The 11,955-nt window shown below is 51.2% G+C and carries 10 protein-coding genes; 3 read left to right on the top strand and 7 right to left on the bottom strand.

What is annotated here, in order from left to right; genetic code table 11:
- Window positions 1-62 precede the first annotated feature (62 nt).
- The 3 genes from TREPR_RS00695 to TREPR_RS00685 all read right to left on the bottom strand — a co-directional run bounded on the left by TREPR_RS00695 (window position 63) and on the right by TREPR_RS00685 (window position 4,308).
- Entirely contained in the window at window positions 63-1,874 is a 1,812-nt protein-coding gene (locus TREPR_RS00695) for a hypothetical protein (protein ID WP_245534761.1), read from the bottom strand.
- 221 nt (window positions 1,875-2,095) lie between these two features.
- The gene (locus TREPR_RS00690; RefSeq protein ID WP_015706343.1) at window positions 2,096-3,067 is read right to left on the bottom strand and encodes a cation diffusion facilitator family transporter; all 972 of its coding nucleotides are present in this window, start codon (window positions 3,065-3,067) and stop codon (window positions 2,096-2,098) included.
- 2 nt (window positions 3,068-3,069) lie between these two features.
- Window positions 3,070-4,308 (bottom strand): S1C family serine protease, encoded by a 1,239-nt coding sequence (locus TREPR_RS00685; RefSeq protein WP_015706342.1) that lies wholly within the window; start codon window positions 4,306-4,308, stop codon window positions 3,070-3,072.
- Between the two features lie 250 nt (window positions 4,309-4,558).
- Between TREPR_RS00685 and TREPR_RS00680 the strand changes: the two genes are divergently transcribed.
- Both TREPR_RS00680 and TREPR_RS00675 read left to right on the top strand, forming a co-directional pair.
- Window positions 4,559-5,350 carry a DeoR/GlpR family DNA-binding transcription regulator gene (locus TREPR_RS00680; protein ID WP_015706341.1) on the top strand — a complete coding sequence of 264 codons (792 nt, stop codon included), beginning with the start codon at window positions 4,559-4,561 and terminating at the stop codon, window positions 5,348-5,350.
- A 189-nt stretch (window positions 5,351-5,539) separates the two neighbouring features.
- The gene (locus TREPR_RS00675) at window positions 5,540-6,337 is read left to right on the top strand and encodes a DeoR/GlpR family DNA-binding transcription regulator (RefSeq protein ID WP_015706340.1); all 798 of its coding nucleotides are present in this window, start codon (window positions 5,540-5,542) and stop codon (window positions 6,335-6,337) included.
- 22 nt (window positions 6,338-6,359) lie between these two features.
- Here TREPR_RS00675 and TREPR_RS00670 read toward each other — a convergent pair whose 3' ends face one another.
- The 4 genes from TREPR_RS00670 to thrS form a co-directional block, all read right to left on the bottom strand.
- On the bottom strand, window positions 6,360-7,127 hold the full coding sequence (locus TREPR_RS00670; RefSeq protein ID WP_015706339.1) for an SDR family oxidoreductase: 768 nt from the start codon (window positions 7,125-7,127) through the stop codon (window positions 6,360-6,362).
- 12 nt (window positions 7,128-7,139) lie between these two features.
- Complete coding sequence (locus TREPR_RS00665; RefSeq protein ID WP_015706338.1) at window positions 7,140-8,174, bottom strand: NAD(P)-dependent alcohol dehydrogenase; 1,035 nt, start codon at window positions 8,172-8,174, stop codon at window positions 7,140-7,142.
- A gap of 86 nt (window positions 8,175-8,260) precedes the next feature.
- Window positions 8,261-8,794, bottom strand: coding sequence for a nitroreductase family protein (locus TREPR_RS00660; RefSeq protein ID WP_015706337.1), 534 nt, complete (start codon window positions 8,792-8,794; stop codon window positions 8,261-8,263).
- Between the two features lie 14 nt (window positions 8,795-8,808).
- Entirely contained in the window at window positions 8,809-10,626 is a 1,818-nt protein-coding gene (gene thrS, locus TREPR_RS00655; RefSeq protein ID WP_015706336.1) for a threonine--tRNA ligase, read from the bottom strand.
- Window positions 10,627-11,132: 506 nt separating this feature from the next.
- Between thrS and TREPR_RS00650 the strand changes: the two genes are divergently transcribed.
- On the top strand, window positions 11,133-11,861 hold the full coding sequence (locus tag TREPR_RS00650; protein WP_015706335.1) for a hypothetical protein: 729 nt from the start codon (window positions 11,133-11,135) through the stop codon (window positions 11,859-11,861).
- Window positions 11,862-11,955: the final 94 nt, after the last annotated feature.

Raw genomic sequence — 11,955 nt, 5'->3', positions numbered from 1 at the left:
GCCCATGATACAAGGGTTAGGGGGAAAAGGAATAAAAATGCTTTAATGGGATTTAAAAAAAATTAAAATTTTACCTGTAGCAGAAGTTTTACCATATAAAGCACTGTGTATTGGCGCAGGTAATCCTGATTATGGAGATCCCGAAGGGTGGGGTTTTCTTCTACAATGCGGCGGGCAAGCTTGTCCAGGGAATCCTTGGTCAGCATGACGTGTCTCTGGCCGCGAAGTGTTTGCCGCAGCCGGTCCCGGACCAGGGATTGTATATCAGTTAAGAGGTCCTCTCGGGCCTGCTTTTTAAGAAGGGTGTTCCAGCGGTTTTCCAGCTGGGCCAGGTAGTTGTCAATGTCATTATCAGGGGGGACTATTTCCGTTTCCAGCTTCTGTCCGGCTTCGCGTATCTCCATATCCCGGTTCTTGTTAGCCGGCGCAGTCCTTTTCGGGCCTCCCAGTTCCGCCTTTTTCTTTGCCATTTCACCCTTTATATTTTTCATTTTTTGTAGGAAAGATATAAAAGATATAAGCAAAGGGATGGAATACCAAAAGGGCAGAATAGCCCGGGCATCGGAGAGCATCTCCTTCCGATTAACTAAAAAAAGGGTGGCCATGGGAAACAGGGCGCCCTCAGGGGAAAAGAAGCGCGAATTATCAAAAACAATCCCCCCCCGTTCCATTTCATCACAGGCCAGGAATAGTTTTTTATCCGTTAACACTGCCATCAGCTCCGGGGTTAACTCACCCACATAGCGTTTCAGGAGCCGCTCAAATTCCTCGTCCTTTTCCATGGCTGGCTCATCCTGATAATCCTTGATGATTGAAAGCCAGCGGTCTGAAACAGCTTTCCGTACTATTGGCCGGCCGTCCAGCAGAAGCTTCAAACTGAATGGATAATAATTTTCCTTTTTAATATACCGTTTAGCGTCCGCAGGGCCGGTAATAAGGAGCAACGCAGGCAACTCATCCTCTTTATGATCCGTGACTTTGTTATGAAGCCAGGATTGCAGATCCTCATCCGAGTAGAGCCCCAGGAGGGGAACTCCCTTGCTGTTGACAAATTTAATTATGGAATCAATGGAATAGGCATAGGGAGGCTGGCCAATCAAAATATCCAGATCATTAAAGGCCATACTCCTTTCTTTCCGCTTAAAGGCTTTGGCACGGTAATAATTGTTTATGATCTCTATGAGATATAGGGACTGGAGCACTAACAGATCCTCATTTTCCAGCTCATTCCGCTTGGCAAAATCGCTCTTTATCATGCCGGAAAAACTGGACCAGAAAAGAAAAGAAAAATCCTCCCCCTCTTCCAAATTGCTAAGGCACTCCAGGGGCCGTACCATGATACGGTTAAAAACATCCCTCAGCTGATTTTCCTTTCCCTGATGGTAGGGGATAAGCTTGTTCTGTATGTACTCCTTGTTATCCGTTTTTCGGAGGAAACTACGAATTTTGAGTATCGCCGCCTCCATAAGGCGCCGGGGTATCATAGAGGAAAGTACCAGGGCATCGGGAATACCCCTGGGAAAAATCAACTTTATAAGCGGCAGGGGTCCTTCCTGGGGGGATCCAAGGTAGGTAACCAGATCTGTGGTAACATTGATGGACCGCAAATGGTCCAGAGGTATCTTTATTTTTAAGGTAGTTTCGTTAGGAAAGATCATATCTGCGCTGTCATCCGGGGATTGATAGGCATTTTCCAGTAGATCCAGGTAGAAACGGTTCATATATATCCGGGTACCGCTCTGTTCAGTGAGGAGCGTACATTTCCCCGCCTCAAACAAGGGGGTTATTTCCTCCCAGATCCTTCTGCTTGTATCTTTTGCCCACCGGGCCCATTCAGGCTGTTCATTGGCATAATGCTGGGCATACTTTTCCACAAAATTGATAAAGGCTTCGCTATCAATATACGGAGAGTGATTTTTATTCGCAAATGAGGTGAGCATGCTGTATAAAATCGGTTTTAAAGTCATTAATATTAGTATAGTACTCGTAATTAACAAAAACTGCAATGTTTTCCTTCACAAAAGAAGGGTTTACCGTTCAGAAAATCAATAACCTGGCACTAAAATACAAACCAGGGCCTACTGAGGCAATGCCTCTACTGAGGCAAGTGATCCTCCTGGAGGCCGTATCCTTCATTTTCCCGGTTACCTGCGGGTTCCACATGGACCATAATATCGTAGACACCCTCCACCCGCTCCTTGATCGCCTGTTCTACCTTAGACGCGATAGTATGGGCTTCCCGGATAGTCAGGGTCGGATCCACCTCAATATCGATGTCGATATCCCAGAGTCCGGCAATACGCCGCATCCGGGTCCGGTGGGGATGTCCCGCTCCGGGAACGCTGTGAACCGCCTCAAAGACCGACTTGTAGAATTCTGCCCCGGAACCGCCATCCATAAGTTCTGCGTTAGCCTCAACAAATATCTCCACCGCAGCCTTGATCACCCAGATGCCCACCAGCAGGGCCGCAAGGGAGTCAATGAGGCCTATACCGGTAATTATAGAAAGCCCCAGCCCAACCAGAACCCCTGCGGAGATCACCACATCCCCGGTCATGTTTTTTGCATTAGCCCGAAGCATGGGAGAGTCGGCTTTTTTTCCAAAGATATACTGGCTCCAGGCCAGGAGTATTTTTCCGGCGATGGAAATAAGGGTAACTATGATGGCAATGGGTTCCGGAACCCCTCGGCGAACGCCGGAAATCAGTTGGGCCCCGGAATTGAGCATGAGCTGAGCGCCGGCAAAAAAAAGGATAAAAGCGAGGAAAGCGGTGGCCACGGTTTCCGCCCTGCCGTGGCCCCAGGGGTGTTCCGGGTCAGCGGGGCGGGAAATTATTTTGGCAACCATCAGGGTCATCACGGCAATGAGCACATCCACCGAAGTATCAATACCGTCTCCAAGCACCGCGAGGCTTTCGGCGTAGATACCCGTGGCGATCTTCAGGATCGCTAAAAGGGCATTCCCCAGCAGGGCCACCCAGGCTGCGGTATTAATAAGCCTGGTTTTTCGTGCCCGAGCTGCTTCCAGGGGAGAAGCTTCGCCGGAAATTTCAGAAGGTTTCGCCAATGCTACAACCCGGACTCTTCTCGGTCCGCCAGGATTACGTCAAGTTTTATGGTACGGCCCCCGCGTATGAGTTCCACCGCCACCCGCTCCCCGGGCTTGTTGTCCTCCAGGGCTGAATAGAGGTCCGCCAGGGTTTCGATCTTCATGCCGTCTGCGGAGGTGATAATATCCCCGCCCAGGTAGATCACGCTGGAGCCGTAGCGCACCGGCTCGCTGCCCTGACGTATCCCCGCCTGCTCCGCAAAGCCGTTCCGTTTGGTCCGGGAAACCAGGAGCCCCGAACTAACCGGCAGTTTTGCATAACTCACCAATGCCGGGAAAAGCTGCACCACCGACGCATCGATCCAGCCCCGCCGGACCTTACCGTAAGCGATAAGTTCAGCCACCACCCGTTTGGCGGTATTCACCGGCACGGCGAAACCTATGCCAACGGAACCCCCTGAGGGTGAATAGATCATGGTGTTGATGCCTATCATCCGGCCCTGAGAATCCAGCAGGGGCCCCCCAGAATTCCCGGGATTAATAGAAGCATCGGTCTGGATCATGTCCCGGATAATGTTCTGCCGGGAGGTCTGAATGGGCCGCCCCAGCCCGGAGACTATGCCCACCGTCAGGGTACGCTCCAGGGCAAAGGGGTTCCCTATGGCCATTACCTTCTGACCCACCTTGAGGTTCCCTGAATCGCCGAAGGGCACAGTCTTCAGCTCCGTCCCCCGGGGGGGATCGAATTTCAGTACCGCCAGATCGTTTTCCGGGTCCGTACCCACCAGGGAGCCCTCCAACTGGGTGCCGTCGGCCAAGTTTACAAAGACTTTATAAGCATTTTCGATAACGTGGTTATTGGTAAGTACATATCCCCGGGTATCGAAGATGGACCCTGACCCGGAACCGCCTTCCTGGGGCACCGGTTCCAAAAACCAGTTAATCGCCACGGTTTCGGTGGTAACGTTCACCACCGCCTCGTTGAGCTGCTCGTAAACCGAAATATTCTCCCGCTCATCCTCCGTATAGGTCACCAGTTCCGCAGTTTTGGTCAGCAGGGGGTTGGTATAGGGGGATTGCCGCAGTTGGAGCGCCTCCAGGGGGTCTGCTTCGGCAAGCTTGACGCTCTCGGCCTGGGCAGCCGCATCTCCGTTTTTCAGGGGAATCCGCAAAAAGCCTATTCCCACGGCGAACATGACTACAATGAGGACGCTCAGGAGGGAAAAAAAGATCACCTGCCCCCGACTGTAAAGTTTCATCCGATACCCCCGCATTTCAATATAACATAAGTATATCAAACCAGCGTGGGAAATTAAAGACTATAGCTAAAATACCCCCGATGAAACAAAAGAAATCGCTAATCCTTCTAAAGCAAGTTAATTACTTTCTTACGTAATTATTTTCTTGACTTTTATCCTCAGTTTTGTATCTTATAAGTAAGGGAAAGATAAGCCTATCCCTATAAACCGGTAGCGCTACGGGTAAAACGAAATGAAAGGATGGTAAAAGATGAATGAAAGACACAACCGGATTTTAGAAACCCTCTCCCAGAATCACCGGGTTGAGGTGACAGTCCTGGCAAACTTGCTGGATGTCTCCCAGGTAACGGTACGGAAGGACCTGGATATGCTTGAAGAACGGGGGCTTATACGCCGGGAACATGGTTTTGCCCTCTTCGGCTCCTTTGATGATGTGGGAAGGCGCATGGCCTTTCACTACGATACCAAACGGAGAATCGCCAAAGCCGCCGCGGAACTGGTGGAGGACGAGGAAACGGTGATGATAGAATCCGGCTCCTGCTGCGCCCTCCTGGCGGAAGAACTGGCCAATACCAAGCGGGATGTCACTATTGTGACCAATTCGGCCTACCTGGCCAACCATATAAGGCACAGCCCCTATGGTCGGGTTATTCTCCTGGGAGGCGAATACCAGAAGAATTCCCAGGTTATGGTGGGTCCTATGACCAGAAAATACGCTGAATTGTTCATTTCTGACAAATATTTCATCGGAGCCGACGGGTTTACCAAGAAATTCGGGTTTACCGGCAGGGATCATTACCGGGCTCAGGCGGCACGGGATATGGCTGAGCAGGCTAAGGAGATTATTGTTCTCACGGAATCGGAAAAATTCTTCCGCCAAGGGGTTGAAGGGATTGTCCGGACCGAAGACATCACGGCGGTATACACGGATGATAAAATCCCCCAGGATATTGATGCCTTCTTAACCGAAAGAAAAGTCCTTGTTAACAAGGTGTCCGCCGTTACCCAGCCCACGGCAGCACTGGAAAGAGTATCCAGCTGATATCAACAACTCCGGAACGACCGGGGTATCTTGTTCTCGTAAAGTCGAAAAATCTGCTTTCTCCATCTCCCTAAAAGCCCTTCTCCGAGGGCTTTTTATTTTCGTAAAATAGCATAATAATTTCGTACGAAATTATTATATTGACAAAAGATATTTTTTAAACTATGTTTATCCCAAGGAAATAAAAATATGATAAATAGGCATGTCAAAATACTGGATGCAATAACCCAGCGCCAGAAAATTGAAGTAAGCGCCCTGGCGGAACTGCTGAATGTCTCTAAAGTCACGATTCGCAAGGATCTGGCGGAACTTGAAGAACTGGGGGTGCTGCGCCGGGAACACGGCTTTGCGGTGGCCGGCCCCACAGATGATATAGGACGCCGTATGGCCTATAAATATGAAACAAAGCGGCGTATAGCCCAGGCTGCGGCCCGGTCAGTGATAGACGGGGAAACCGTACTTATTGAATCGGGCTCCAACTGCGCCTTTCTGGCGGAAGAGTTGGCCAATAATAAGCGGGATGTTACCATAATCACCAATTCATCCTTTATTGCACACCATATACGCCATGCCCCGCATATAAAAATTATACTCCTGGGGGGGGATTACCAGACCGAGGCTCAGGTGACGGTAGGCCCCATTGTCCTAAAATGCGCGGAAGAATTCTTTACAGATAAACTCTTCATTGGCGCCGATGGGTTTACCGAAAAATTCGGGTTTACCGGCAGGGATCATATCCGGGCCGAAACCGTTCAGGGCCTGGCGAAACAATCCCGGCAGGTCATAGTATTAACCGATTCGGATAAATTTTCCCACCAAGGAGTGGTGCGGCTGGTACGGACTGAGGATGTTTCCGCAGTTTATACCGATGATCGCATACCTCCGGAGGTGGAAGCCTTCCTGCTGCAAAAACAGATCCTGGTCCATAAGGCGCCGTCTGAGACCCAAGACGAACCCTTTAACAGGACCATTTCTTCTACTTCATAGCAGCAGGTTTCCGGAGGGGAACCTACTGACAGACATAGGCTCCATCCACAATTAAATCACTGCCATTGGTATAACTGGAGCTTTCTGCAGCCAGATAGATCACCGCCCCCACCAATTCCTTGGGATCACCCATGCGGTGGGCGGGGATTAGGGGCATCCAGGCATCCTTCAACTCCTGGGGAGTATCCACACTCATGGGTGTGCCGATGTATCCCGGACTCAGGCTATTCACACGGATACCATACCGGGACCATTCCACCGCCAGAGAGCGGGTCATGTGGATAACCCCTGCCTTTGAGGCATTATAAGAAGCCTGCCATTGGGGTACATTCACGATGGACCCGGACATGGATGCCATATTGATGATACTCCCCTTAATACCCCGTTCAATCATGATCCTTCCCACCGCCCTGGCAACGATATATTCGCCGGTCAGGTTGATGTCCAACACTTCCCGCCATTCGGCGATACTGGCCTCCAGGGTATCCTTATGAATACAAATACCGGCGTTGTTAAACACAATATCTATGGAGCCAGAACGGGAAACCACCGTTTTAAGAGCGGTATCCACTTCATCTTCTTTGGTAACGTCCGCCAGGAGACTGTAGGCCTTTCCCCCCTCTTTCTCAATAAGACGAACCGTTTCGTCAGCGCCGGTACGGGAAATAATCGCAATTTCCGCCCCTGCCCCGGCAAGTCCCATCGCAACTACCTGACCTATTCCCCGGCCGCCCCCGGTTACAATAGCCACCTTTCCCTTCAAACCGAACAGTTTTTCCAGATAACTCATAATACCATCCTTTTATGTTAAATCGATCATTACTTTTACTACTTCCGGATGACCTGCCGCAGCGTATTCATAAGCCGCAATGGCATCATCAAACTTGAAAGTCTTACTGATAAATTTTTTAATATCAATTTTTCCGGCGTTTACCAGGGCTACCGCCCGGTCAAAACAGTTGATATACCGGAATATGGTCTCGATACTGATACCCCGGCCCTGTAAAAAGGCCACGTCAATGGGAACTGTACCGTTCATCATCCCCACCAGGACCACCCTGGCCCCCTTCCTGGCGCAGCGGAAGAAATCCGGATATACCCTGGGACTGCCGGATGCTTCAAATATAATATCAACGCCCCTGCCGCCGGTCTCCTTCATGATAAATTCCTCGAGATTTACCTTTGCGGTATTTACCGGGATTATATTGGGGACCGAACCGGCCAGTTCCAGTTTTTCCTGCTTTATGTCGGAGATATACACCCTGCTGCATCCCCCGGCCAGAGCAGAAATAGCGCACATAACCCCAATGGTACCGCAGCCTACCACCAGAGCAGTATCACCGGGTTTAATCGCCCCCTTCTTTGCCGCTTCAATACCAATAGCCAGAGGTTCCATCATGGCGCCCTCGGCAGCGCTCATCCCCTTGGGGAGCTTAAAGCAAAACTGTGCAGGATGGACCACGGTCTCCCGGAGGCATCCGTGAACCGGGGGAGTAGCCCAAAAAACCACATCCGGATCAATATTGTACATGCCTTCCATTACTTCACGGGAGCGCATGTTGGGGATACCCGGTTCCATACAGACCAGATCCCCGATGGCAAAATCGCTTACCTTTTCACCTTTTTCGATGATAATCCCTGCAGCCTCATGTCCCAGAATCATGGGTTCTTTAACTATAAAATCCCCAATGGCCCCTTCCAGATAGTAATGCACATCACTGCCGCAGATTCCGCAGGCTTGTATACGGATCTTCACATCATAGGGACCCACGGTCTCATTAATAGGATAATCCCGCAGGCTCAGCTTCTTAACCGATTCAAGTACTAAGGCTTTCATATTAACTTGCCTCCTATAAACCAAAAATTCCGGACATTTTTTTAATGTCCGGAATATAAGTTTTCTGCGAAAGACTGGTTCCGTGTCTACTTTGCCTTGATAATATACCCGGCTTTCCGGGCCGCGGGCTTGGGCCTGGGTCCTTCTTTGGCATAGCCAAGGAGGCAGAAACCAACCCCAAAGTAGGTATCACTGTCCAGTTTCCACTTCTTGAGAAGCGCTTTGCCTTCCTCGCTTTCAAACACCTGTTTGGCCCGGTGTATCCAGCAGGAATCTACCCCGACTGCCCAAGCGGCGTTCTGCAGATTGCCCAATACCAGAGCGCCGTCTTCCAGGGGGGTGGGTTTGCTCTTGTCTACCAAAACCGCCAATACCGTGGGGGCGCCGTAGAAGGGCTTGGCCTTGGGGTTGTTCAAAACCTCGGCGTTGAGTTTCTGCAGCTTGTTTATCAGGGTCTTGTTCTGCACCGCCACAATCACCGGCGACTGGGATCCGGCGCCGGTGGGCGCCCAAGTACCTGCCTCAAGGATCAGGTCCAACTCTTCATCAGTAATCTGATCCGGTTTGTAGGATCGGACACTCCGCCTTGTCTTTAGATCTTTTAGGGTACTTTTACTCATAGTACACCTCCTTCTTATAGTTCCAGGTCTTGGGTGTCGACCTTTTTCACCACATAATCGGCGAATTCAGCCACTTTCATGGCCGGAGAATCGGGCTGCTTCCCGTCACGCCGCCTGATGGACACGGTTCCTTCATTGGCCTCCCGTTCCCCAACTACCAGCATATAGGGAATCTTCCGGTTCTGGCAATTCCTTATCTTCGCATTGAGTCGGCTGTCATCAAGCTCCGCAGTAACCCTGAGGTCCCGAGCCTTCAGTTCCGCCGCCACCTTTTTTGCGTATTCGTTAAAGCCTTCAGCCACGGGGATCACCGCAATCTGCTCCGGGGCAATCCACACCGGGAAGGCTCCGCCGAAGTGTTCGATGAGTACCCCGAAAAACCGTTCCAGTGAGCCCAGCAGGGCCCGGTGAATCATATAGGGCCGCTTGTGCTGGCCGTCGGCGTCCACAAAGGTCATGTCAAAACGCTCAGGCTCGTTGAAATCAAACTGGATGGTGGTCATCTGCCATTCCCGGCCCAGGGCGTCCTTGATCTTAAGGTCGATCTTGGGGCCGTAGAAGGCGCCCCCCCCCTCATCTATCTCGTAGTTCAGTCCTTCGGCGGTAACCGCCTTGCGCAGGGATTCCAGGGCATTGTCCCAGCGGAACTGCTCCCCCACGGATTCCGCAGGCCTGGTAGCAAGATAGGCCTTGATGTCCGTAAAGCCAAAGACCTTCCAGAGCTGGAGACTGAACCGAAGAACCTCCTGTATTTCCCCGTCCATCTGTTCTGGGGTGCAGAATATATGGGCGTCGTCCTGGGTAAAGCCCCGGACCCGAAGCAGCCCATGGAGGACCCCTGAACGTTCATAGCGGTAAACCGTTCCCAACTCAGCCCAGCGCAGGGGCAGCTCCCGGTAACTCCGCTGTTTGTTTTTATAGATCATGATGTGGAAGGGGCAGTTCATGGGTTTGATGATGTAGTCCTGGTTATCGATTTCCATGGGGGAGTACATATTTCCCTTGTAGAAGCCCAGGTGCCCCGAGGTCTCCCAAAGCCAGGACTTCCCGATATGGGGGGTGTAGAGGATCTCATACCCGTTCCGGTAATGGAGGGTACGCCAAAAATTTTCCACCGCCACCCGCATACGGCCGCCATTGGGATGCCAGTAGATGAGCCCCGCCCCGGCGTCTTCATGGATGGAGTACAGGTCCATTTCCTTGCCTAGCCGTCGGTGGTCCCGTTTTTCCACTTCCTCCAGGAAGGCCAGGTGGGCCTTGAGGTCCTTGGGGTTTTCCCAGGCGGTTCCGTAGAGGCGAGTGAGCATGTCCCGTTTCTCGTCCCCCCGCCAGTAAGCCCCGGCGATACTCATCAGCTTAAATGCCGCAGAATTGATCTCCCGGGTATTCGCCACATGGGGCCCCCGACAAAAGTCCGCCCACTGAACAGCTCCCCCGGCATCCCGGTTTTCATAAATGGTAATCACCTCATCCGCCGGGAGCTCGTTGATCAGCTCGGTCTTGAAGGGTTCATCGACAAAGCGTTTCAGCGCCTCATCCCGGCTCAGCTCAAGCTGGACAAAATCCTGCTTGGAGTCGATGATTTTTTTCATCTCTGCCTCAATAGCGGGAAGATCCCCCGCTGTAATCGGCGCTTTACCATCCGGCAAAGGGGGAAACTGAAAATCGTAATAGAAACCATTTTCTATAGAGGGGCCTATGGCCACCTTGGTTCCCGGGAAGAGACGGGTAACCGCCTGAGCCATGACATGGCTTACCGAATGGCGGATAAGGGCAAGCCGCTGGCCTGCTTCCGGTTTTGTTTGTTCCTGATTTTTTTTGACGTCGGACATAACGTACCTCTCTACGGCATGGCAATTGCCATCCCCGTAATAAAATCGCCGGGACGGACTACCGGGTCTTTCAACGAAAGACCATCTTCCAACGGAAGACGCCGCAGTCCGCGGTACCACCCTGCTTCACCACCCCATGACGGGGGGCGCGCTCTTCGCCGTTAACGAGGGCAGAAACAAATCTTCAAAAAATTTGTTCCATCGGCTTTGAATACTCAGGAGGCGCCAGGGCGCGGCATCCTTTCCTCAAAGCAGCTCGGGAGGGGTTTTCGACAATTTCCGGATAACCGCGTTTACAGCTTAGGAACCATCAGGTTCCATGACACGATCTCTCTTAATCCGGGGACAAAGCCTACTCGTCTCCGTCAAAGCTATTATCTTTATGGTCTACTTTTTTCATCCCCGCGTCAAGGGCCGCCAGGGAACTTGCGTTTTCCTCAGGAATTGATTACACTATCAGTTACGCATTTTACGCATTGGAGCGGAAACGCCCTGAGGGGGATCCTATGAAAATTCCGGTCACACATTTTGCAGGGGCGATCCTGGCGGCGGTTCTTTGCACAGGATGCGCCAGCCTTGGACCCTGGAAAGACAAAAATTTTTCCTTCGATGTACCCATGGGCATCGTTGCGGTGGTATCAAACTACAATATTTACTGGGACGATGAGGATCCCACTTCATCAGACAGGCCTGGTAAAAATGAAAATCCTGAAAAGACAAAGATTTCCAGGGCTGATGTGCTTATTGAAGATGCGGAGGCGATACTCCGCCAGACCTTTGTCGATTTGGGGGTAAGTAACATAGTGCCGAAGGAAAAGATACTCGAATCCCAGGCCTACAAGAACGCCCCGCTATTGCGCGCCTGGAAAAATAAAAATACCCTAAGCGCTACAGGGTACCGGCCCATTAATTATAAGGATAAAAATTTCGCCGCCGCACTTGCGGCGGAAACAGAGATTAAGGCGGGGCTTTATATCAGTTTTGATTTCTCTAAGGTAATGGCCTCCGGTATGGGCAAATCCGGAACCTTCCGGACCCAGGTTAATATGAAAGTCATTATCGTAGATGAGAGGGGCAAGATCGTATACAACAAAAACCGGCTCGTAATCAGTGATGACAAGATACGGGTCGCCCTCAGAGTTTTTAATCAGGAAGAACTGCTGGATCTTTTCCGATCCACCCTGGCCAATGCCTGTTATCTGTTTCTCCAGGAATTTGTAAGCACCGATACATAAGGATACTGAAAAAGGCTCTCATAATCTCAGATTCCGGAAAAAGGATGGGAAAAGGCTTATTTCTACGCCTGCTTCTGCCGATACTGGTAAAACT

Origin of the sequence: Treponema primitia ZAS-2, from assembly GCF_000214375.1 — a bacterium.
Classification (GTDB): domain Bacteria; phylum Spirochaetota; class Spirochaetia; order Treponematales; family Breznakiellaceae; genus Termitinema; species Termitinema primitia.
Note: the sequence above shows the minus strand (reverse complement) of the source record. Positions and strands in the feature narration are given on the sequence as shown.

Coding starts and splice junctions, on each gene's coding strand:
- TREPR_RS00685 (WP_015706342.1), bottom strand. CDS start 4,308: ATGAAACTTTACAGTCGGGGGCAGGTGATCTTTTTTTCCCTCCTGAGC.
- TREPR_RS00680 (WP_015706341.1), top strand. CDS start 4,559: ATGAATGAAAGACACAACCGGATTTTAGAAACCCTCTCCCAGAATCAC.
- TREPR_RS00675 (WP_015706340.1), top strand. CDS start 5,540: ATGATAAATAGGCATGTCAAAATACTGGATGCAATAACCCAGCGCCAG.
- TREPR_RS00670 (WP_015706339.1), bottom strand. CDS start 7,127: ATGAGTTATCTGGAAAAACTGTTCGGTTTGAAGGGAAAGGTGGCTATT.
- TREPR_RS00665 (WP_015706338.1), bottom strand. CDS start 8,174: ATGAAAGCCTTAGTACTTGAATCGGTTAAGAAGCTGAGCCTGCGGGAT.
- TREPR_RS00660 (WP_015706337.1), bottom strand. CDS start 8,794: ATGAGTAAAAGTACCCTAAAAGATCTAAAGACAAGGCGGAGTGTCCGA.
- thrS (WP_015706336.1), bottom strand. CDS start 10,626: ATGTCCGACGTCAAAAAAAATCAGGAACAAACAAAACCGGAAGCAGGC.
- TREPR_RS00650 (WP_015706335.1), top strand. CDS start 11,133: ATGAAAATTCCGGTCACACATTTTGCAGGGGCGATCCTGGCGGCGGTT.